This window comes from Achromobacter colocynthidis, assembly GCF_057334535.1.
The window spans coordinates 47491-66990 of sequence record NZ_JBHFIZ010000013.1 but is presented as its reverse complement, the minus strand read 5'-3'; the positions used below and the strand labels follow the sequence as shown (position 1 = coordinate 66990).

Genomic DNA, 19500 nt, shown 5'->3' with positions numbered 1-19500 from the left:
CCCGTCGCACCATGCCGGTTTTACTGGATCTTGCTCGCGCGCCGACCCTTGAAGCACTGTTGAGCGCCGCCAATACCCAGGGTATGGACTGGCGCATCAGCGCGCCTCCCGGCGTAGAACCCTTCAAGGTCCGCGGTATCGGGACCTTGTCTTCGGCTGGTAGCCAGGAAATTACTTTCCTGGCCAACCCGCGCTACCAGAGTCAACTGGGGTCCACGCAGGCGGGGGCGGTCATCGTCTCGGCAGACGTGGCCGAAGCGCTGGAAGCCGAGGGGGCCGTTCGGCCTCCCTTTGCGCTGGTGGTCTGCAAACATCCCTATCTGCTGTACGCCCGCGTGGCGCAATGGTTCGACGCCGCGCGTCGGCCGGCGCTGCCGGGGTCCACGCATCCTTCCGCCGTTGTGGCGCCTGATGCCGTCCTCGAAGAGGGTGTGCGTATTGGCCCCAATTGCGTGGTGGAAGCGGGTGCGCGCATCGGTCGCGACACCATTCTTGGGCCAGGCTGCGTTGTTGGGGTGGGTTCGTCCATTGGCGCGGGCAGCCGCCTGCACGCACACGTCACCCTTTACGAAGGCGTGAAGGTTGGCGAACGGGCCATCATCCACAGCGGCGCCGTGCTGGGCGCGGACGGTTTTGGCTTTGCGCCGGACCCGACGCTGGGGCAGGGCGCTTGGGGCAAGATTCCCCAGTTGGGTGGCGTGTCCGTGGGTAACGATGTCGAAATCGGGGCCAACACCACCATCGACCGGGGAGCCCTGGACGACACCGTGGTGTCCGATGGCGTCAAGCTGGACAACCAGATCATGGTGGCGCACAACGTGCGCATCGGCGCGCACACCGCGGTAGCGGCATGCGTCGGCATCGCGGGGTCCACGACCATCGGCGAACGCTGCACCATCGGCGGCGCCGCGATGCTATCCGGCCATTTGACCTTGGGCGACGACGTGCACATTTCAGGTGGCACGGCGGTCACCTCCAGCATTAACAAGCCAGGCCGCTATACGGGCGTGTTCCCGTATGCCGAGCATGGAGAATGGCAGCGCAACGCCGCCGTGATACAACAGTTGGCGCAACTGCGCCGCCGCGTGCGCACGCTGGAAAAAGATTAAGGGGCGCGATTGCCGCCTCGGCGTGCACGCGCCAAAATAATTTCATCTCGCAGGAAAGCATAGAAAAATGGAACTCGACATCAAGGGGATCATGGAGAGGCTGCCGCATCGTTATCCGATGCTGCTGATTGATCGTGTCGTTGAAATGGTGCCCGGCAAGTCTATCGTCGCCATCAAGAATGTCTCGATCAATGAACCGTTTTTCAACGGCCACTTTCCCCACCATCCGGTGATGCCGGGCGTGCTCATCGTGGAAGCCATGGCCCAAGCCTCGGCGCTGTTCTCGTTTACCGACGAAAACGGCGGGCTCAAGTGCGATAGCTCCAAGACCGCCTACTACCTGGTCGGCGTCGATGGCGCGCGCTTCCGCCGCCCCGTGGTGCCTGGCGATCAACTGCGCATTGAAGTCGAAGCCGAACGCCTGAGCCGCAGCATCTGTAAGTACGCTGCGCGTGCAACGGTTGATGGACAAGAAGTGGCGTCCGCCAAACTGATGTGCGCGATTCGTAGCCTGGAAGAGTAAATGGCAGGAAACATCCACCCTACCGCGGTCGTTGACCCGGCGGCAAAAATCGACCCGAGCGCCGTGATCGGCCCGTTCGCCGTGGTGGGGCCAGACGTCACCATCGGCGCCGGGACCGAAATTGGTCCGTACTGCATGATTGATGGTGTGACCACCATCGGGCGCGACAACCGCTTTTATCGCTACTGCTCGATCGGCGGCATGCCGCAAGACAAGAAGTATGCGGGCGAAAAAACGCGCTTGACGATCGGTGACCGCAATACCGTGCGCGAATTTGTCACGCTGAACACGGGCACCGTGCAGGATGGCGGTGAGACGACGCTGGGCAGTGACAACTGGATCATGGCATACGTGCACGTTGCACACGATTGCCACGTGGGCAGCCACACGATCCTGGCCAACTCGGTGCAGTTGGGCGGACACGTGCATGTGGGCGATTGGGCCATCATCGGTGGCCTGACCGGCGTGCACCAGTTCGCGCGCGTGGGTGCCCACACGATGACCGGCGGCAACAGCTCGCTGATGCAGGATTCGCCGCCGTTCGTGCTGGCAGCGGGCAATCCGTGCCGGCCGGTGGGCGTCAACGTCGAAGGCCTGAAGCGTCGCGGGTTCACGCCGGTGATGATTTCGGCACTGCGCGAAGCCTACAAGATCATCTATCGCCGGGGTTTGCCGCTGGACGCCGCGCGTGCCGAATTGCACAAGCGCCAACAAGAAATTCCCGAAGCGGCCGAGCACCTGCAAACGATGCTTGATTTTCTGGAAGTCGCGTCGCGCGGCATCATTCGTCCATGAACACGCGGATCGGCATGGTGGCCGGCGAGCCTTCGGGCGACTTGCTGGCCGGTCGTATCATTGCCGGTCTGCAAGCGCGTGACGCTGGCGTGCGCTGCGAAGGCATAGGCGGGCCGCAGATGCAGGCGCGCGAATTCGATACCTGGCATCCCATGCATGCGCTGACCGTGTTCGGCTACGTCGATGCACTGAAGCGCCTGCCCAGCTTGCTGTCCACTTATCGCGACGTCAAACGACGCTGGCTGGCCGAGCCGCCCAAGGTGTTCGTGGGCATCGACGCGCCTGATTTCAATTTGCGGCTGGAGCATCAACTGCGTCTGGCCGGTACGCCCACGGTGCATTTCGTGGGGCCGTCCATCTGGGCGTGGCGCTACGAGCGCATCCACAAGATCCGCGAGTCGGTGTCGCACATGCTGGTGCTGTTCCCGTTCGAGGAAGAGATCTACCGGAAGGAAAACATTCCGGTGACCTATGTGGGCCATCCGCTTGCCGGCGCCATTCCCATGCAGCCGGACCGCGCCGCCGCGCGCGCCCGCCTGGGCATCGATCCGAACGCGCGCGTGCTGGCGATCCTGCCGGGTAGCCGGTCATCCGAGATCCGCCTGCTGGCGCCGCGCTTTCTTCAAGCGGCGCAATTGCTGCTGAAAAAAGATCCTGCCTTGCAATGCGTCGTGCCCATGGTCAACGACCAGCGGCGCGCCGAATTCCAGGCGATTCTGGCCGAGCACCCGGTGCCCGGCTTGCGCTGCATTACCGCTGATGATCTGCACGGCGCTGGCGGCGATCGCAAGGCGCCGGTGGCGTGGTCCGTCATGGAAGCGGCCAATGCCGTGTTGGTGGCCAGCGGCACCGCCACGCTGGAAACGGCGCTGTACAAGCGGCCCATGGTGATTTCCTACGTGTTGTCGCCGTGGATGCGCCGCATCATGACCTGGAAGTCGGGGCAGCAACGGCCATATCTGCCTTGGGTGGGCCTGCCCAACGTGCTGCTGCGCGACTTCGCGGTACCCGAATTGCTGCAAGACGATGCCACGCCGGAAAAACTGGCGGAGGCGACGTGGGCGTCGTTGACCGACGATGCGTTGATTGCCCGTGTTGAGGCCCGCTTTACCGCCATGCACCAGGAATTGCTGCGCGATACGCCGGCCCTGGCTGCCCAGGCGATCCTGGAGGTGGCGGGTGGAGCAGCCTGACCTGTTCGCGGCCCCGGTGCAGCCCGCCATGGTGACGGCCGGCGTTGACGAGGCGGGCCGTGGCCCCTTGGCGGGCGCCGTCTATGCGGCGGCGGTGATCCTGAACCCCGCGCGCCCCATCGACGGGCTGGCGGATTCCAAGGTGCTCAAGGCGGCCACCCGCGAAGCCCTGGCGCTTGAGATCCAGGAATACGCCTTGGCCTGGTGCGTTGCCAGCGCCAGCGTAGAAGAGATCGACACCCTGAATATTCTGCGCGCCACCATGCTGGCGATGCAGCGGGCAGTGCAGGGGCTGTCCATACCGGCGCAGCTTGCGCTGGTGGATGGCAACCAGGCGCCCAAGCTGGGCTGCACGGTACAAACCGTCATCAAGGGCGATGCGCTGGTGCCCGCCATTTCGGCGGCGTCCATTCTGGCCAAGACGGCGCGCGACGCCGATCTGCTGCGCCTGCATAGCTTGTATCCCCAATATGCGTTCGACCAGCACAAGGGCTACGGCACCGCGCTGCACTTGCAGATGCTGCGTGAACATGGCCCCTGCGCCGAACATCGGCGCAGTTTCGCGCCCATCAAGGCATTCGGCCTGGTGTCATGAAGCACATCAGTTCTCGCGAGAACCCAGCCGTCAAGGCCCTGGCCAAGCTGGCCGGTACGGCAGGCAAGCGCGGCGCGCCCGTCCTGCTTGATGGCGTGCACCTGTGCCAAGCCTGGTTGCAGCACCATGGCGCGCCCGATCAAGCAATTTTCGACGTTGATCGCCTGTCCCAGCCCGACATCGCCGCGCTTGCGGCTGCCGTGCCCGAGTCGCGCTGCCTGGCCCTGGATGCTCGGCTGATGCAGTCCTTGGCCAGTGTGGAAAGCGGGCAGGGCGTGGCGTTTCTGGTGACCCCGCCCATTCTGGACATGCCGGCCACCGTGGAAGAAAACTGTGTGCTGTTCGATCGTATCCAGGACCCCGGCAACGTCGGCACCTTGTTGCGCACCTGTGCGGCCGCCGGTGTGAAGCGCGTGTTCCTGGCAACCGGCACGGCCGCCGCCTGGTCGCCGAAAGTCTTGCGCAGCGGGCAGGGCGCCCATTTTTCGCTGTCTATTCACGAGCACGTTGATCTGACCGATCTGCTTGCGCAGTTGCGGGTGCCCTTGGTGGCCACGGCCCTGGACGGCGCGCAAAACCTGTATTCAGGAAGCCTGCCGCAACGGTGCGCATGGGTCTTCGGGCATGAAGGCCAAGGCGTGGCGCCAGCGCTGCTGGCCGCGGCCAGCCTTAAAGTCTGCATCCCGCATCACATGGACGCCGTGGAGTCGCTGAATGTTGGCGCGGCCGCCGCCGTGTGCCTGTTCGAGCAACGTCGTCAGGCGTTGGCCGCCCCAGGCCGTTGATAAGGCGCGCTGACCAGGCGCGCTGACAAGGCGCCATCCCGCACCGCCGTTACGGAAACTGTCGCGAGGCGGCATGTTTTGTAAAAGTCTGTCGTACTCATATACTTCACGCTTTGCAAATCCGAGGTGGCTATGGCGTCATCGCTGTTTCATAGATTTCGTGCGCGCTTTGCGCGTGGGGCGCAAGGCTTGATGCTGGCGTCTTGCGTCGTCGCGCTGGCGGGATGCATGTCGGTCAGCACGCAGAAGATCGGCATGGTTCCCGTGGCGGCGGCAGACCCCGTCTACACGATTCAACTGTCCAGGATGGTCATTGCGTCGTTGCCAAACGAAAGCAGCGTAACGCTGCGGTCGGGCTCGCAATGGCGCCGTGTGGGCGCCTTGCCGCAGGGCGACGTCTACCGCGCCCAGGACGGCTTGTTCACGATTCAAACCCGGCGTCAGGGCGAGGCCTATCTGGTTGCCTCGTCCGGCCGACTGCTCGGTTTTTACTTGCCGGGCGAAAGCGCATACCTGCCGCTTACCCGTCCTGTGACTTTGCCCGTGGAGATGCGTCAATGAAATCGTGGTTCAAGGGCTTGGCGGCAGCCGCCATCGTGACCGTGCTGGCGGGTTGCGCCGGGGGCAAGTACGAAGCGCTGCAAGGCAGCATCCCGCCTATCGCGCAGGGTAATGGCCGCATCTATTTCTATCAGCCGCAGCCGACCAATCTGGCAGCCGCGCAGCAGAAGATGCGCGTCAATGGCGAAGTGGTCGGGCGCAACAAGCCGGGCGCCTTTTTCTTTGTTGATCGGCCTGCCGGCAGCTACGTCGTCACCAACCTGTACTGGACCGGCGACGGCGTGAGCTTCATGCTGGACCCCGGCCAGACGCGCTATATCCGGGTCATGGCCGAGGTGTATGGCGCCACGGGAGCCGTGGGCAATTTGTCGATGCACTTGGTTGATCCGCCCGAATTGGCGGAAAACGAAATGCGCGGCCTGCACTATTGGGGGGCCGCCAGCCCCGAGCGAGTGCCAGGCCTGTAAGGCGATGAGCGGGCAGCCCGCTCACCCGTTCAGCCCCGATCCAGCCCCACTTCCTGCAGCACCGTCGTGGCGATCTCTTCGATCGACTTGGTGGTGCTGGACAGCCACGAAATGCCTTCGCGGCGCATCATCCGTTCAGCTTCCGCCACTTCGTAACGGCACTGCTCAAGTTGCGAATAGCGGCTGTTGGGGCGGCGTTCGTTGCGGACTTCGGCCAGGCGTTCGGGCTGGATGGACAGCCCAAACAGCTTGCCGCGGTGCGGCGCGATGGTCGAGGGCAGGGTGCCGCGCTCGAAGTCATCGGGCGTCAGCGGGAAGTTGGCCGCCTTGATGGCGTATTGCATGGCCAGGTACAGGCTGGTGGGCGTCTTGCCACAGCGGGACACGCCCACCAGAATGACGTCGGCCTGGTCCAGTTGATTGACGAACTGGCCGTCGTCATGCGCCAGGCTGAAGTTGATGGCGTCGATGCGGTTGCGGTATTTTTCCGAATTGGCCTGCATGTGCGAGCGGCCGATGGAATGGCTGGACTTCAAGCCCAGCGCCTGTTCAATATGGCTGACGAAGGTACCGAACAGGTCCATGAAAATGCCGTTCGCCTGGCGAACACGCGCCAGGATCTCGGGGTTGACCAAGGTGCTGAACACAATGGGCGGCACGCCGGCTTCAAGCGCGCTGCGGTCGATGCGCATGGCGACCTCGGCCGCCTTCTCAAGCGTGTCGACAAAAGGCAGTCGGATAGGCTTGAATTCCACCTCTTCGAACTGCGACAGCACCGACTGGCTGAAGGTCTCGGCGGTGATGCCGGTACTGTCGGAAACGATGTATACCGTGCGTGCGATCGGGGTAGATGTCATGTGTAAAAAATTCCAACCAGTCAGATAGCCGAGGGTACTCCACCGAGTACAATCAGGCCCCTATAAGTCACCCCAAGGGCGGTCCAAGGCCAGTTTGGTCAGCGTGTGAAAAAGCGGAAATTTCCGCCGATTCGTGCTTTGACCTAACTCGCTTTCATTCCATTGTAAAAGGTGACTTCAATGTCGTATGTTGTTTTGTTCGAGCAGCTCCGCATGACGGACGTGGACTCGGTAGGAGGCAAGAACGCATCACTAGGCGAAATGATCAGCCAGCTGTCTGGCGCGGGTGTCCGCGTACCGGGCGGCTTTGCCACGACCGCCGACGCCTTCCGCGATTTCCTGAAGGCCTCGGGCCTGGATCAGCGCATTGCTGAACGCCTGACCACGCTGAACCCCGAAGACGTGCGCGAGCTGGCCAACGCCGGCGCGCAGATCCGCCAATGGATCGTCGAAGCGCCGTTCTCGGCTGAATTCGAAGCACAAATCCGTGCAGCCTTTGCCAAGCTCGACGCTGACGGCAAGGGCTCGTTTGCCGTGCGCTCGTCCGCCACGGCGGAAGACCTGCCCGACGCGTCCTTCGCCGGCCAGCAGGAAACCTTCCTGAACGTCGTGGGCATCGACGACGTGCTGGACAAGATCCGCCACGTGTTCGCGTCGCTGTACAACGACCGCGCCATCTCCTATCGCGTGCACAAGGGCTACGCCCACGCCGATGTGGCCCTGTCGGCCGGCATCCAGCGCATGGTGCGTTCCGACAAGGGCAGCGCCGGCGTCATGTTCACCATCGACACCGAATCCGGCTTTGAAGACGTCGTGTTCATCACGTCGTCGTACGGCCTGGGCGAAACCGTGGTGCAAGGCGCGGTCAACCCCGACGAGTTCTACGTCTTCAAGCCCACGCTGGCCCAAGGCAAGTTCCCCATCGTTGGCCGCCGCATCGGCTCCAAGCTGATCAAGATGGAATTCGACCCCGAGCGTCCGGAAGGCCGCGCCGTGCGTACCGTGGACGTGCCCGTGTCCGAGCGCAACCGCTATTCGCTGACCGACGACGAGGTCAATGAACTGGCCCGCTACGCCGTCATCATCGAACAGCACTACAAGCGCCCGATGGACATCGAATGGGGCCGTGATGGTGTCGACGGCAAGATCTACATCCTGCAAGCGCGCCCGGAAACGGTGAAGTCGCAGCAGGGCGTGAACGATGTGCAGCAACGCTACCGCCTGAAGGCTACCGGCCAGGTCCTGATCACCGGCCGCGCAATCGGCCAGAAGATCGGCGCCGGCCCCGTCCGCGTCGTGGGCGACATCTCCGACATGGACAAGGTCCAGCCGGGCGACGTGCTGGTCACCGACATGACGGATCCCAACTGGGAACCCGTGATGAAGCGTGCCGCGGCCATCGTGACGAACCGTGGCGGGCGTACCTGCCACGCCGCGATCATCGCGCGCGAACTGGGCATTCCGGCGGTGGTGGGTTGCGGTAACGCCACCGACCTGCTGAAGGAAGGCCAGGCCGTGACCGTGTCTTGCGCGGAAGGCGACGAAGGCCGCATCTATGACGGCCTGATCGAAACCGAAGTGGAAGAAGTGCGCCGCGGCGAAATGCCCGCCATCGATCTGAAGATCATGATGAACGTGGGCAACCCGCAACTGGCGTTCGACTTCGCGCAGATTCCAAACGGCGGCGTCGGTCTGGCGCGCCTGGAATTCATCATCAACAACAACATCGGCATCCACCCGAAGGCAGTCCTGGACTACCCGAACGTGGACGGCGAACTGAAGAAGGCCGTGGAATCGGCCGCCCGTGGGCACGCCAGCCCGCGTGCGTTCTTCGTCGAGAAGATGGCGGAAGGCGTGGCGACGATTGCCGCCGCGTTCTACCCCAAGCCGGTCATCGTGCGCATGTCGGACTTCAAGTCCAACGAATACCGCAAGCTGGTGGGCGGTTCGCGCTACGAGCCCGAGGAAGAGAACCCCATGCTGGGCTTCCGTGGCGCATCGCGCTACATCGCCGAGGACTTCGCCGAGTGCTTCCGCATGGAATGCGAAGCGCTGAAGAAGGTCCGCGACGACATGGGCCTGACCAACGTTGAAATCATGGTGCCGTTCGTGCGCACGCTGGGTCAGGCCGAAAAGGTTGTGAACCTGCTGGCCAAGCACGGCCTGGCTCGCGGTGAAAATGGCCTGAAGCTGATCATGATGTGCGAAGTGCCGTCCAACGCCATCCTGGCCGACGAATTCCTGCAATTCTTCGACGGCTTCTCGATCGGTTCCAACGACATGACCCAGCTCACCCTGGGTCTGGACCGCGATTCCGGCATGGAGCTCTTGGCCGCCGACTTCGACGAACGCGACGAAGCCGTGAAGTTCATGCTGCGCCGCGCGATCAAGGCTTGCCTTGCCGCCAACAAGTACGTGGGTATCTGCGGCCAAGGCCCCAGCGACCACCCGGACTTCGCGCAATGGTTGAAGGACGAGGGCATCCTGTCGATGTCGCTCAACCCGGATACCGTTGTCGACACCTGGCAGCGCCTGGCCAAGCAATAAGCGGCTGGCGGTTCCAACAAAAAACCCCGCGTCCGATCAGGACGCGGGGTTTTTGCTTGTGGGCGCGGAGAACGGGGCGCGAAGAGCGGGCGTGTACTAGGCCGCTTTCAATTCACGCGCGATCAATTCGCGCTTGCGGTCGATGCCCCAGCGGTAACCCGCCATCGACCCGTCGGTGCGCACCACGCGGTGGCACGGAATGGCCAGGGCGATGTTGTTGGTGGCGCAGGCGCGGGCCACCGCGCGTACGGCGCGGGGCGCGCCGATGCGTTCGGCCACCTGCGTGTACGTGGCCGTCGTGCCCACCGGAATGTCGCGCAGCGCTTCCCACACACGGCGCTGAAAGGCGGTGCCGCGCACGTCCAGCGGCAGGTCCAGCCCGCGCGACGGGTCTTCGACGAAGCTCACCACGGCGGCCACCCAGGTTTCAAATTCAGCGTCCGCGCCGATCAGGCGCGCGGCCTTGAAGCGGTCTTGCAGGTTGCGAACCAATTGTTCGGGGTCGGCGTCCAGCGATATGTCGCAGATGCCCGTGCCCGTGGCCGCCACCAACAGCGCGCCCAGCGAACATTGCGCCACGGCGAAACGGATGTCGATGCCCGCGCCGTTCTTTCGAAAGGCGGTGGGGGTCATGCCCAGGATGGCGGGGGCGGCTTCGTAGAACCGTCCGCTGGAGTTGAAGCCGGCGTCGTACATGGCGTCGGTGACGCTGGCGCTGCTTTCCAGTTGTTGGCGCGCCCGGGCGGCGCGCAGCGCGTTGGCGTAGGCCTTGGGCGTAATCCCCGTGGCCGCCTTGAAGACGCGGTGAAAGTGAAAGCGGCTCATGCCGGCCTGTTCGGCCAGCGTGGTCAGGTCGGGCGGCTGCTCGGCCTCCAGGGCGCGGCAGGCGCGTTCGACCACGCTGGCGTGTTGCTTGCTTAACAAGGCGGCGGTGGCTTGCTGTGTGCTCGAGGGGGCTGCGGCGGGGCTCATCGATGACTCCTGACATGCGCGTAATGGATTGCGCTTTAGGTTCATGGTCTCAGGTGCCGTCCAGCCCCGCACTCCGGATGTTGCGCGCGGCCGTTCAGGCGGGCGCGTAGGCGTCCAGGAAACGGCGCAGCAGCCCGCCCGCCACGGGGGTCGCACGCACGTTTGCCGTCAAGTCGGGCATGTCCAGGTTTTCAGCGGCGTAACGGCGACTGTAGCGGTCCAGGTGGGCGCGCACAAAATCAGGGCCGAATTCGGGATGGAACTGGGTGGAAAAGACGTTGCGGCCGATGCGGATCATCTGGTGCTCGTCCAGGTCCGAGCGAGCCAGCACGGCCGAGCCGGGGGGCGGTTGCAGCACGGTCTGGGCATGCAGCATTTGCGCGGGGAAGGTGCGGGGCAGGCCGGCCAGCAGCTTGTCGCCGGAGGCGGTGGGCAGCAGTTCGACGGTTTGCGTGCCGACTTCGCGGCCCGCCGGGTTGTAGCCCACCTTGCCGCCCAGCGCATACGCCAGCAACTGGTGGCCGTAGCACACGCCGAACATGGGTAGTTCAGCGGCAGCGGCGTCGCGCAGCCAGGCGGCGGTGTCTTCGCTCCAGGGTTCCTTGTCCGTGACCATGGCGGGCGAACCCGTGATCAGCGCGGCGCGGTAGTGGGCGGGGGGCTGGGGCCGCTGGCCCTCGTGTACGGAGACGATTTCGACGGCGTCGGCGGCCAGTCCGGCCGCTTCTTTCAATTGTTCGGCATAGCCGCCGAACTGGCTTTTAAGCATGTCTTCCGGATCGCCGGTGTGCAGGATCAAGACGGGCAGGGCAGGGGATATTGCAGCGGTCATGGATAGGTGTGCTTGGAATAGGCCGACGCGGGCAATCCGGGTGGGATCGGCGCGTCAGGGCACATCATAATCCAGCGCAAACTTTCTTGATGGCGGCTGCCTTACCGTTGCGTCCCGGAAATACGTACAATCCGCACACGACTCATCCTTTCGGGCGGCATTACAACTATGTGGATCTGGCTGGGACTGGCCGCGCTGGCCCTTATTGGGGAATTGGCGACGGGTACTTTCTATCTGCTGCTGGTGGCCTTGGGCCTGGCAGCCGCCGGGGCCGCCGCCTGGTTCGGCAGTGGCCTGGAATGGCAATTGGTGGCGTGCGGCGTGGTGTTGCTGCTGGGCTTGCTGGTGTTGCGCAAGACGCGTGTGCTGAAAAAACGTGAAGTCAATTCCGCGCGCAACGCCGACGTGAATCTGGATATCGGCCAGACGGTTTCGGTGGAGTCCTGGTCCGAACACGGCACCACCCGCGTCTGGTATCGCGGCGCCCATTGGCAGGCCGAACTGGCGCCGGGGCAAACGCCCACCGCCGGCGAATACATCATTACCGAACTGCGCGGCTCGACCCTGGTGCTGACGCCCCTGGGCGCGCCGGGTACGGCTAGGTAGAACCGGATCGCGCCATGCGCGGTCCGCAAGGCGTTCCAGGTCACCGGCCGGAGCGCCATCGCATTTACTCCAGAAGAGGTTCCAAATCATGATCGATACATCCACTATCGTCCTGCTCGTTGTTGTCGCGCTGGCGGTCCTGATCGTCATCAAGTCGATTGCCATCGTGCCCCAACAGCATGCTTGGGTGGTCGAGCGCCTGGGTAAGTTCGACCGCGTACTGTCGCCCGGCGCGGGCTTTGTCATCCCCTTCATCGAGCGCGTGTCCTACAAGCATTCGCTGAAGGAAATTCCGCTGGACGTGCCCAGCCAGGTTTGCATCACGCGCGACAACACGCAATTGCAGGTGGATGGCGTGCTGTACTTCCAGGTGACCGACCCGATGCGCGCGTCGTACGGTTCGTCGAACTACATCTCGGCCATCACGCAGTTGGCGCAAACCACCTTGCGTTCGGTCATCGGCAAGATGGAACTGGACCGCACCTTTGAAGAGCGCGATTCCATCAACAGCAACATCGTGTCGTCGCTGGACGAAGCCGCGCTGAACTGGGGCGTGAAGGTGCTGCGCTACGAGATCAAGGACTTGACGCCGCCCAACGAGATCCTGCGTTCGATGCAGGCGCAAATTACCGCCGAACGTGAAAAGCGCGCGCTGATCGCGGCCTCGGAAGGCCGCCGCCAGGAACAGATCAACATCGCCACCGGCGAACGCGAAGCCGCCATCGCCCGTTCGGAAGGCGAGAAGCAGGCGCAGATCAACCAGGCGCAAGGTGAGGCCGCCGCGGTGCTGGCCATTGCCGAAGCCACCGCCAAGGCGATTACGCAGGTGGCCGACGCCGTGCGTCAGCCGGGCGGCATGGAAGCCGTCAACCTGAAGGTGGCCGAGCGCTACGTCGAAGCGTTCGCCAATGTGGCTAAGGAAGGCAACACGCTGATCCTGCCGGCCAATATGTCGGACGTGGGCGGCATGATCGCCTCGGCCATGACCATCGTGAAAGCCACGCGCAACACCTGACCCCGCGCTTCGCGGCGCGCCGCCCATGATCGCTCCCGTTAATTTGCTTTTGATAGCAGCACTGGCGGGGGTGCTATCGCTCTGCGTGCTGGGGTCGCTGGCTCGCAGCGGCATGGCCGGCATCCGCGAAACCATACGCGCCAACTTGCTCACGCTGTTGGCGTTTTTTACGTTTGCGCTTCAGAACACGTCGGCGCCCTGGTGGTTGTCGGTGGTGGTGCCGAACGCGGCGGTCGGGCTTGCGTTGTTCTCGTATTACTCGGGCGTGCGGCGGCTGTTGGGCTTAAGCGTGCCCAAGCACCTGATGACGCTGGCTTGCCTGCTGGCGCTGGTGGTGTTGCTGGCCTACACCTATGTGGATTGGCGGGTCGGGCCACGCATCGTGGTGATGTCGCTGCTGCAAATGGGCTTTCTGCTGGCGGTGGCCGTCACGGTCCAGCGCAACATGCCGTCGCACCGTTCTCGCTACAGCTACCGCTTCGTGTGGGCGGTGTCGGTTATTTCCGCGGCGCTTTGCGCGTTGCGGGCCGCGGTCTATCTGCTGGACCTGGCGCTGCCGCTGCCGTTGCTGGAACCCAGCGCCTGGAACATCGCCTTCCTGACTCTGGGCGTGCTGATCATGCCTTGCCTGACGTTGGGCACCATCATGATCATCCACGACCGCATGCTGGCGGACCGCGAGCAAGAGGCGAACACGGACTTCCTGACGGGGTTGATGTCGCGCAAGGCGTGGTGGATGCAGGCCGAGCGCTATTGCGCGCAGGCGCTGCGCACGCGCCGTCCCTTGACCTTGCTGCTGCTGGATGTCGATTATTTCAAGCGCATCAACGACACGCATGGCCACGTGGCGGGCGACGCCGTGCTGCGCCATTTCGGCTTGCTGGCCACAGCCACGTTGCGCACGGGTGACCATGTCGGCCGCGTGGGCGGCGAGGAGTTCGGCGTGTTGTTTCCGGACATGCGCGGTGACGCGGTCATGGACGTGGCGGCCCGGCTGCTGGATTCCGTGCGGCGCACGCCTTGCGCGCATGGCGGCAGCACCATTTCCTATACGTTCAGTGCGGGCGTGGCCGAATGGGTGCCCGGCGAAAACTTGCAGGTGTTTTTTGAACGCGCCGACCGCAAGCTTTATAGAGCCAAGGAGGCGGGGCGCAACCGCATCGTCGGGCCGGGCGAGCCGGCCGACCGTTTGCCGGCGGCGGCCTGAACCGATCGCCCTGGTTCAAACGCCCTTGTTGAGGCGGACTCGTTCAACCGCCCTCGTTCAACCTGACTGGTTCAATCGTCTTTGTCTTTACGCGGGGCGCGCGTGTCGTGCTTCATGATGCGTTCTTTTTCACGCTGCCAGTCTTTTTCGCGCGCGGTATCGCGCTTGTCGAACAGCTTCTTGCCACGGCCCAGCGCGAAGTCCAGCTTGATGCGCCCGTTCTTGTAGTGCAGGTTCAGCGGCACCAGCGTGTAGCCGCGCTGCTCGACCTTGCCGATGAGCTTGCTGATTTCCTCGGCCTTGAGCAGCAGCTTGCGCGTGCGCATGGCGTCGGGGTGGATATGGGTGGAGGCGGTGGGCAGCGGGCTGACGTGCATGCCCAGCAGGTACAGTTCGCCATCGCGTACGATGACGTAGCTTTCCTTTAGCTGCACGCGGCCGTCACGGATCGCTTTGACTTCCCAGCCTTGCAGGACAAGGCCGGCTTCGTAGCGGTCTTCAATGAAATAGTCGTGCGAGGCCTTGCGGTTGTCGATAATGCTCATAACGCCTTTTTTGCTGATAACGCCAATTTGCTCGCTGCGAAGCGCCTCATTAGGCTCATGGTGCGCGGTGCCGGTAAAATCTTGCCATTCTAGCCATTTGCGATAGTCGATGCACAAAGTACAACGATCCGTCCTGGTGCCTTACAGCGCCGCCCAGATGTTCGACCTGGTTGCCGACGTGGAGAAGTACCCCGAGTTCATGCCGTGGTGCGGCGGGGCCGAGGTGCAAAGCCGCGATGAACACGGCATGCAGGCCTCTATCCTGATCAGTTTTGCGGGCATGAAGCAGCGCTTCACCACGCGCAACACCCACGTCTATCCCGACCGGATCGACCTGGAACTGGTGGATGGGCCTTTTTCCAGCCTGATCGGGCATTGGGAATTCCAACCCTTGGCGGAAGACGCCTGCAAGGTCCTGTTCACCATGGAGTACGCATTTTCGAACCGTGCGCTGGAAATGGTGGTGGGGCCCGTCTTCAACCGTATCGCCACCAGCTTCATTGATTCCTTCACCAAGCGGGCGCAGGCCAAGTATGGCGAATGAGCCCTCCGTGGCCGCGCTGATCAACGTCAGCGTCTGCTATGCCTTGCCGGGCCACGTGTGGCTGCGCGAACTGCGCGTGCCCGAGGGCGCCACCGTGTCCGACGCGTTGGCGGCCAGCGGGTTCGCGCAGGCGTTTCCCGTGGTGCAGCCCTGGGAGCGGGGCGTGGGGTTTTTCGGCAAGGCCACCGAACCGCAGTCCAGGTTGGCCGAGGGGGACCGCGTTGAAATCTATCGCGGCCTGAGCTTCGACCCGAAGGAATCGCGCCGCCGCCGCGCCGAACACCGGCGCGCCAAGACGGCCAAGAACGGCCGGGTGCGGCCTGCCGGCTTGCTGTAATCGGGCTGCTGTAATTGGCCCGGCGCTGCCCACGCGCGTGGGCGGTCCGCCCTGGCTGACATTGTCATCAATAAGACAAATCCCGCCCGGCCATCGGGCGTAACATAAACGCGGTTTCATATTTACGTTTACGTTAACGTCATGCCAAAATCGACCGGCGGGCGTTCACGAGACCACCCGCAACGCCAACAGATAACACCGACACCATCAGGAGACAGGCTGTGGACTTGGAACTGACCGACGAGCAGCGCGCGTTTGCGCAGGCCGCCCGCGACTACGCAGAGGGTGAACTGGCCCCCCATGCCGCGCGCTGGGACGCCGAGGGCATCTTTCCCTGCGAGGCCTTCGCGCGGGCGGGCGAGATGGGCTTTTGCGCCATCTATGCCAGCGAAGACATCGGCGGCCTGGGCCTGCCGCGCCTGGACGCCACCCTGGTGTTCGAGGAAATGGCCGCGGTGGACCCGTCGACCACGGCCTTCCTGACCATCCACAACATGGCGACCTGGATGGTCGGCAAATGGGGGCAACCCGCCTTGCGCGAGGCCTGGGGCCCGTTGTTGGCCAGCGGCCAGAAACTGGCGTCGTACTGCCTGACCGAACCCGGCGCGGGGTCCGACGCCGCGTCCCTGTCCACGCGCGCGCAGCGCGATGGTGACGATTACGTGCTGAACGGCGCCAAGGCCTTTATTTCGGGCGGGGGCGACACCGACCTGCTGGTGGTCATGGCGCGTACCGGCGGCGAAGGCGCAAGCGGCATCAGCGCATTCGCGGTGCCCGCCGACACCCCGGGTATCAGCTACGGTCGCAAGGAAGAAAAAATGGGCTGGAACAGCCAGTCCACGCGCCCCATCACGTTCGAGAACGTGCGCGTGCCGGCCGGCAACCTGCTGGGCCAGGAAGGCGAAGGCTTCAAGATCGCCATGAAAGGGCTGGACGGCGGCCGCATCAATATCGGCACCTGCTCGGTGGGCGCGGCCCAGGGCGCGCTGGACGCCGCGCGCCGCTACATGGACGAACGCCGCCAGTTCAACCGCCGCCTGGCGGAATTCCAGGCCCTGCAATTCAAGCTGGCGGACATGGCTACCCACCTGGTCGCGGCACGCCAGATGGTGCGCCTGGCCGCGTGCAAGCTGGATGCCGGCGCGCCGGATGCGGCCACCTATTGCGCCATGGCCAAGCGCTTCGCCACCGACATGGGCTTTCAGATCTGCCTGGATGCGCAACAGATACACGGCGGCTACGGCTACTTGAAGGACTATCCCTTGGAGCGCTTGGTGCGCGATACTCGCGTTCATCAGATTCTGGAGGGCACCAACGAGATCATGCGCGTGATCATTGCCCGCCAATTGTTGGAAAAAGGAGCCGACATAAGATGAATGCACCGGTGTTGTTCGAAGAGAGAAGCGCCACGAATGGCGTGCGGTTCGGCATTGCAACGCTGAACGCGCCGCAGACGCTGAACGGCTTGTCGCTGGAAATGGTGGACTTGCTGGCGGCGCGCCTGGACGAATGGGCGCGAGACCCCGGCGTGGCGCTGGTGGTGTTGCAAGGCGCTGGCGAAAAGGCGTTCTGCGCGGGCGGCGACCTGCACGGCCTGTACCGCAGCATGGGCGAGAACCCCGGCAAGAGTGGCTGGAGCAACGCCTACGCGCGCCGCTTCTTCGAGCACGAGTACCGCCTGGACTACCGCATCCATACCTACCCGAAGCCCGTGCTGTGCTGGGGCCATGGCATCGTCATGGGCGGCGGCATCGGTTTGATGATGGGCGCCAGCCATCGCGTGGTCAGCGAAAGTTCGCGGTTGGCGATGCCGGAAGTGTCGATCGGCCTGTTTCCGGACGTGGGCGGCAGTTGGCTGCTGAACCGCATGCCGGGCCGCATTGGCCTGTTCCTGGCGCTGACCGGCGCCCAGATGAATACGGCAGACGCCTTCTTCGCGGGCCTGGCGGACTTCCGCCTGAATCACGCGGACTGGCCCAAGTTGCTGGCGTCGCTGGAAGAGCAGCCCTGGGCCGGGCTGGCGGCGGGCGCATCGGAAGAAGCCTTGGCGCCGCGGTCTATCAATGACGGACTGCTGCGCCGCGCGTTGCCCGCGCTGGAGCCGCAGACGCCGCTGGACCCCGGCCATCTGCGCCAGCATTCCTTCCTGATCAACAACCTGTGCAACGGCAACCGCCTGGACGAGATCTACGAAGAACTGGCGCTGCTGAAAGATCACGCCGACCCCTGGCTGGCGCGCGCGGCATCCACCATGCTGGCCGGTTCGCCGGGTTCGGTGCGCCTGGCTTTCGCCTTGCAGCAACGTACGCGTCTGCGCTCGCTGGACGACGTGTTCCGTACCGAGTACATCGCCGCGCTGGCATGCACCGCCCATGGCGATTTCGCCGAAGGCATTCGCGCCTTGCTGATCGACAAGGACAAGAATCCACGCTGGAATCCCGCCGTCATGGATATGGCCACCGACGCCTGGGTACAGAAGTTTTTCGAAGAACCCTGGCCCGAGGGCGAGGCGCATCCGTTGGCCGATCTGGGCCAGGAAGGGCGCTGACGCATATAGCCCCGGCACCCGTCATGCAGGTCACGATGAATCCATACCTATAGCAATAGCAACAGGAGACAAAACATCATGAGCAGTATCGCGTTTATCGGTTTGGGCAACATGGGCGCGCCCATGGCATTGAATCTGGTCAAGGCCGGCCATGACCTCACCGTCTTTGACCTGGTCCCGGCAGCCGTCAAGTTGTTGACCGATGCCGGTGCGCGCGCCGCCGCTTCGGCGTCGGAAGCCGTCAAGGGCGCCGACGTCGTCGTGTCCATGCTGCCGGCCAGCAAGCACGTGGAAGGGCTGTACCTGGGCGAAGACCTGCTGGGCAAGATCTCGTCCAGCGCGCTGGTCATCGAATGCAGCACCATCGCGCCGGATTCGGCGCGCAAGGTGGCGCAGGCTGCCGAGGTGCGCGGCATCACCATGATCGACGCGCCCGTCTCGGGTGGCACCGGCGGCGCGGCAGCGGGTACGTTGACCTTCATCGTTGGCGGGCAGGCGGAAGCGCTGGCGCGCGCGCGCCCCGTGCTCGAGAAAATGGGCAAGAACATTTTCCACGCCGGCCCGGCGGGCGCGGGCCAAGTGGCCAAGATCTGCAACAACATGCTCTTGGGCATTCTGATGGCCGGTACGTCCGAAGCGCTGGCGCTGGGCGTGGCCAACGGGCTGGATCCGAAGGTGCTGTCCGACATCATCGCCAAGAGCTCGGGCCGCAACTGGGCCACCGAACTCTACAACCCGTGGCCGGGCGTAATGGATCACGCACCCGCCTCCAAGGGCTATGCCGGCGGCTTCGGCGTGGACCTGATGTTGAAGGACCTGGGCCTGGCCGCTGAAGCGGCGCTGTCGGCACGCGCGTCCATTCCGCTGGGAGAACTGGCGCGCAACCTGTATTCGCTGCACAGCTCGGGCGGCTCGGGCAAGCTGGACTTCTCCAGCATCGTCAACCTGGTCAAGCGCGAGCAAGACTGAGATGAGCGCACAACAATGAGCGAACCCCAGGCGCCGACTGACCCCGCCGCGCGGGTCAAGGCCAGCTTCGACCGGCAAAGCGTCATGCGCTTGCTGGGCGCCGCGCTGGACGTGGTGGAGCCGGGCAGGGTGGACATCGTGCTGCCTTACCGGGCTGATCTCTGCCAGCAAAACGGCTTTCTGCACGCCGGCATTTCCACCACGATCGCCGACAGCGCGGGCGGTTATGCCGCCTACACGCTGTTTGGGCCGGGCGAAGACGTGCTGACCTCGGAGTTCAAGATGAACTTCCTGGCGCCCGCCAAGGGCGACCGCTATGTGGCCAGCGGCCGCGTCGTCAAGCCTGGCAAGCGTTTGTCCATCTGCCAGGTTGAAGTGCACGCCTATGACGGTGAGCAGGCCACGCTTTGCGTGATAGGCTTGCTCACCGCGGTGCGCGTGACGCCGCGATGAATCCGGCGCGCCCCGCGTTTCGCCCTTGACGGGGCGGGCG

22 protein-coding genes are annotated in these 19500 nt (G+C 64.1%); 18 read left to right on the top strand and 4 right to left on the bottom strand.

The window, feature by feature from the left end:
* Positions 1-11: 11 nt before the first annotated feature.
* The 8 genes from lpxD (at position 12) to ACE04A_RS05295 (ending at position 6028) form a co-directional block, all read left to right on the top strand.
* Complete coding sequence (lpxD, locus tag ACE04A_RS05330) at positions 12-1109, top strand: UDP-3-O-(3-hydroxymyristoyl)glucosamine N-acyltransferase (protein ID WP_259248375.1); 1098 nt, start codon at positions 12-14, stop codon at positions 1107-1109.
* 67 nt (positions 1110-1176) lie between these two features.
* Positions 1177-1632 (top strand): 3-hydroxyacyl-ACP dehydratase FabZ, encoded by a 456-nt coding sequence (fabZ, locus tag ACE04A_RS05325; RefSeq protein ID WP_006219108.1) that lies wholly within the window; start codon positions 1177-1179, stop codon positions 1630-1632.
* Complete coding sequence (lpxA, locus tag ACE04A_RS05320; RefSeq protein WP_259248356.1) at positions 1633-2427, top strand: acyl-ACP--UDP-N-acetylglucosamine O-acyltransferase; 795 nt, start codon at positions 1633-1635, stop codon at positions 2425-2427. It abuts the gene before it with no gap.
* A complete protein-coding gene (gene lpxB / locus ACE04A_RS05315) occupies positions 2424-3620 on the top strand; it encodes a lipid-A-disaccharide synthase (protein ID WP_485819916.1) in 1197 nt (398 codons plus the stop codon). Before lpxA ends, lpxB begins: the two co-directional genes overlap by 4 nt.
* Entirely contained in the window at positions 3607-4215 is a 609-nt protein-coding gene (rnhB, locus tag ACE04A_RS05310; protein WP_404976316.1) for a ribonuclease HII, read from the top strand. The genes lpxB and rnhB overlap by 14 nt, the downstream gene beginning before the upstream one ends.
* A complete protein-coding gene (locus tag ACE04A_RS05305; protein WP_448715793.1) occupies positions 4212-5000 on the top strand; it encodes a TrmH family RNA methyltransferase in 789 nt (262 codons plus the stop codon). The genes rnhB and ACE04A_RS05305 overlap by 4 nt, the downstream gene beginning before the upstream one ends.
* 132 nt (positions 5001-5132) lie before the next feature.
* Complete coding sequence (locus ACE04A_RS05300; RefSeq protein WP_448715794.1) at positions 5133-5561, top strand: hypothetical protein; 429 nt, start codon at positions 5133-5135, stop codon at positions 5559-5561.
* A complete protein-coding gene (locus ACE04A_RS05295) occupies positions 5558-6028 on the top strand; it encodes a DUF2846 domain-containing protein (protein ID WP_259248340.1) in 471 nt (156 codons plus the stop codon). Before ACE04A_RS05300 ends, ACE04A_RS05295 begins: the two co-directional genes overlap by 4 nt.
* A gap of 29 nt (positions 6029-6057) precedes the next feature.
* On the opposite strand, the gene ppsR is transcribed toward ACE04A_RS05295, so the two are convergent.
* Positions 6058-6885 (bottom strand): posphoenolpyruvate synthetase regulatory kinase/phosphorylase PpsR, encoded by an 828-nt coding sequence (gene ppsR, locus ACE04A_RS05290; RefSeq protein ID WP_100855487.1) that lies wholly within the window; start codon positions 6883-6885, stop codon positions 6058-6060.
* 180 nt (positions 6886-7065) lie between these two features.
* On the opposite strand from ppsR, the gene ppsA reads away from it, so the two are divergent.
* Entirely contained in the window at positions 7066-9432 is a 2367-nt protein-coding gene (ppsA, locus tag ACE04A_RS05285) for a phosphoenolpyruvate synthase (RefSeq protein WP_050446543.1), read from the top strand.
* A gap of 96 nt (positions 9433-9528) precedes the next feature.
* Here the strand turns inward: ppsA and ACE04A_RS05280 are convergent, their stop codons facing one another.
* Complete coding sequence (locus ACE04A_RS05280; protein ID WP_259248330.1) at positions 9529-10404, bottom strand: bifunctional transcriptional activator/DNA repair enzyme AdaA; 876 nt, start codon at positions 10402-10404, stop codon at positions 9529-9531.
* A 94-nt stretch (positions 10405-10498) separates the two neighbouring features.
* Complete coding sequence (locus tag ACE04A_RS05275) at positions 10499-11236, bottom strand: glutamine amidotransferase (protein ID WP_100855490.1); 738 nt, start codon at positions 11234-11236, stop codon at positions 10499-10501.
* A 168-nt stretch (positions 11237-11404) separates the two neighbouring features.
* On the opposite strand from ACE04A_RS05275, the gene ACE04A_RS05270 reads away from it, so the two are divergent.
* The 3 genes from ACE04A_RS05270 (at position 11405) to ACE04A_RS05260 (ending at position 14064) form a co-directional block, all read left to right on the top strand.
* The gene (locus ACE04A_RS05270; protein WP_279996900.1) at positions 11405-11842 is read left to right on the top strand and encodes an NfeD family protein; all 438 of its coding nucleotides are present in this window, start codon (positions 11405-11407) and stop codon (positions 11840-11842) included.
* 88 nt (positions 11843-11930) lie between these two features.
* On the top strand, positions 11931-12857 hold the full coding sequence (locus ACE04A_RS05265) for an SPFH domain-containing protein (RefSeq protein ID WP_100855492.1): 927 nt from the start codon (positions 11931-11933) through the stop codon (positions 12855-12857).
* 25 nt (positions 12858-12882) lie between these two features.
* The gene (locus ACE04A_RS05260; RefSeq protein WP_438859156.1) at positions 12883-14064 is read left to right on the top strand and encodes a GGDEF domain-containing protein; all 1182 of its coding nucleotides are present in this window, start codon (positions 12883-12885) and stop codon (positions 14062-14064) included.
* A 71-nt stretch (positions 14065-14135) separates the two neighbouring features.
* Here ACE04A_RS05260 and smpB read toward each other — a convergent pair whose 3' ends face one another.
* Positions 14136-14609, bottom strand: coding sequence for an SsrA-binding protein SmpB (smpB, locus tag ACE04A_RS05255; RefSeq protein WP_006219123.1), 474 nt, complete (start codon positions 14607-14609; stop codon positions 14136-14138).
* Between the two features lie 109 nt (positions 14610-14718).
* On the opposite strand from smpB, the gene ACE04A_RS05250 reads away from it, so the two are divergent.
* The 6 genes from ACE04A_RS05250 (at position 14719) to ACE04A_RS05225 (ending at position 19460) form a co-directional block, all read left to right on the top strand.
* On the top strand, positions 14719-15153 hold the full coding sequence (locus ACE04A_RS05250; protein ID WP_100855494.1) for a type II toxin-antitoxin system RatA family toxin: 435 nt from the start codon (positions 14719-14721) through the stop codon (positions 15151-15153).
* Positions 15143-15490: an RnfH family protein gene (locus ACE04A_RS05245; protein WP_485819915.1), complete on the top strand. Its 348-nt coding sequence runs from the start codon at positions 15143-15145 to the stop codon at positions 15488-15490. Before ACE04A_RS05250 ends, ACE04A_RS05245 begins: the two co-directional genes overlap by 11 nt.
* A gap of 221 nt (positions 15491-15711) precedes the next feature.
* Entirely contained in the window at positions 15712-16866 is a 1155-nt protein-coding gene (locus tag ACE04A_RS05240) for an acyl-CoA dehydrogenase family protein (RefSeq protein ID WP_485819914.1), read from the top strand.
* Positions 16863-18038: an enoyl-CoA hydratase/isomerase family protein gene (locus tag ACE04A_RS05235; RefSeq protein ID WP_485819913.1), complete on the top strand. Its 1176-nt coding sequence runs from the start codon at positions 16863-16865 to the stop codon at positions 18036-18038. The genes ACE04A_RS05240 and ACE04A_RS05235 overlap by 4 nt, the downstream gene beginning before the upstream one ends.
* 78 nt (positions 18039-18116) lie before the next feature.
* On the top strand, positions 18117-19007 hold the full coding sequence (mmsB, locus tag ACE04A_RS05230) for a 3-hydroxyisobutyrate dehydrogenase (RefSeq protein ID WP_485819912.1): 891 nt from the start codon (positions 18117-18119) through the stop codon (positions 19005-19007).
* Positions 19008-19022: 15 nt separating this feature from the next.
* On the top strand, positions 19023-19460 hold the full coding sequence (locus tag ACE04A_RS05225) for a PaaI family thioesterase (RefSeq protein ID WP_279996903.1): 438 nt from the start codon (positions 19023-19025) through the stop codon (positions 19458-19460).
* Positions 19461-19500 lie beyond the last annotated feature (40 nt).

What these genes read in the sequence shown, in the direction of transcription:
- ACE04A_RS05300 (WP_448715794.1), top strand. Translation starts at nt 5,133, where the DNA reads ATGGCGTCATCGCTGTTTCATAGATTTCGTGCGCGCTTTGCGCGTGGG.
- ACE04A_RS05270 (WP_279996900.1), top strand. Translation starts at nt 11,405, where the DNA reads ATGTGGATCTGGCTGGGACTGGCCGCGCTGGCCCTTATTGGGGAATTG.
- lpxA (WP_259248356.1), top strand. Translation starts at nt 1,633, where the DNA reads ATGGCAGGAAACATCCACCCTACCGCGGTCGTTGACCCGGCGGCAAAA.
- ACE04A_RS05305 (WP_448715793.1), top strand. Translation starts at nt 4,212, where the DNA reads ATGAAGCACATCAGTTCTCGCGAGAACCCAGCCGTCAAGGCCCTGGCC.
- ACE04A_RS05275 (WP_100855490.1), bottom strand. Translation starts at nt 11,236, where the DNA reads ATGACCGCTGCAATATCCCCTGCCCTGCCCGTCTTGATCCTGCACACC.
- smpB (WP_006219123.1), bottom strand. Translation starts at nt 14,609, where the DNA reads ATGAGCATTATCGACAACCGCAAGGCCTCGCACGACTATTTCATTGAA.
- ACE04A_RS05295 (WP_259248340.1), top strand. Translation starts at nt 5,558, where the DNA reads ATGAAATCGTGGTTCAAGGGCTTGGCGGCAGCCGCCATCGTGACCGTG.
- ACE04A_RS05235 (WP_485819913.1), top strand. Translation starts at nt 16,863, where the DNA reads ATGAATGCACCGGTGTTGTTCGAAGAGAGAAGCGCCACGAATGGCGTG.
- ACE04A_RS05225 (WP_279996903.1), top strand. Translation starts at nt 19,023, where the DNA reads ATGAGCGAACCCCAGGCGCCGACTGACCCCGCCGCGCGGGTCAAGGCC.
- ACE04A_RS05250 (WP_100855494.1), top strand. Translation starts at nt 14,719, where the DNA reads ATGCACAAAGTACAACGATCCGTCCTGGTGCCTTACAGCGCCGCCCAG.
- ACE04A_RS05265 (WP_100855492.1), top strand. Translation starts at nt 11,931, where the DNA reads ATGATCGATACATCCACTATCGTCCTGCTCGTTGTTGTCGCGCTGGCG.
- ppsA (WP_050446543.1), top strand. Translation starts at nt 7,066, where the DNA reads ATGTCGTATGTTGTTTTGTTCGAGCAGCTCCGCATGACGGACGTGGAC.
- lpxB (WP_485819916.1), top strand. Translation starts at nt 2,424, where the DNA reads ATGAACACGCGGATCGGCATGGTGGCCGGCGAGCCTTCGGGCGACTTG.
- lpxD (WP_259248375.1), top strand. Translation starts at nt 12, where the DNA reads ATGCCGGTTTTACTGGATCTTGCTCGCGCGCCGACCCTTGAAGCACTG.
- ACE04A_RS05245 (WP_485819915.1), top strand. Translation starts at nt 15,143, where the DNA reads ATGGCGAATGAGCCCTCCGTGGCCGCGCTGATCAACGTCAGCGTCTGC.
- ppsR (WP_100855487.1), bottom strand. Translation starts at nt 6,885, where the DNA reads ATGACATCTACCCCGATCGCACGCACGGTATACATCGTTTCCGACAGT.
- ACE04A_RS05280 (WP_259248330.1), bottom strand. Translation starts at nt 10,404, where the DNA reads ATGAGCCCCGCCGCAGCCCCCTCGAGCACACAGCAAGCCACCGCCGCC.
- ACE04A_RS05260 (WP_438859156.1), top strand. Translation starts at nt 12,883, where the DNA reads ATGATCGCTCCCGTTAATTTGCTTTTGATAGCAGCACTGGCGGGGGTG.
- mmsB (WP_485819912.1), top strand. Translation starts at nt 18,117, where the DNA reads ATGAGCAGTATCGCGTTTATCGGTTTGGGCAACATGGGCGCGCCCATG.
- fabZ (WP_006219108.1), top strand. Translation starts at nt 1,177, where the DNA reads ATGGAACTCGACATCAAGGGGATCATGGAGAGGCTGCCGCATCGTTAT.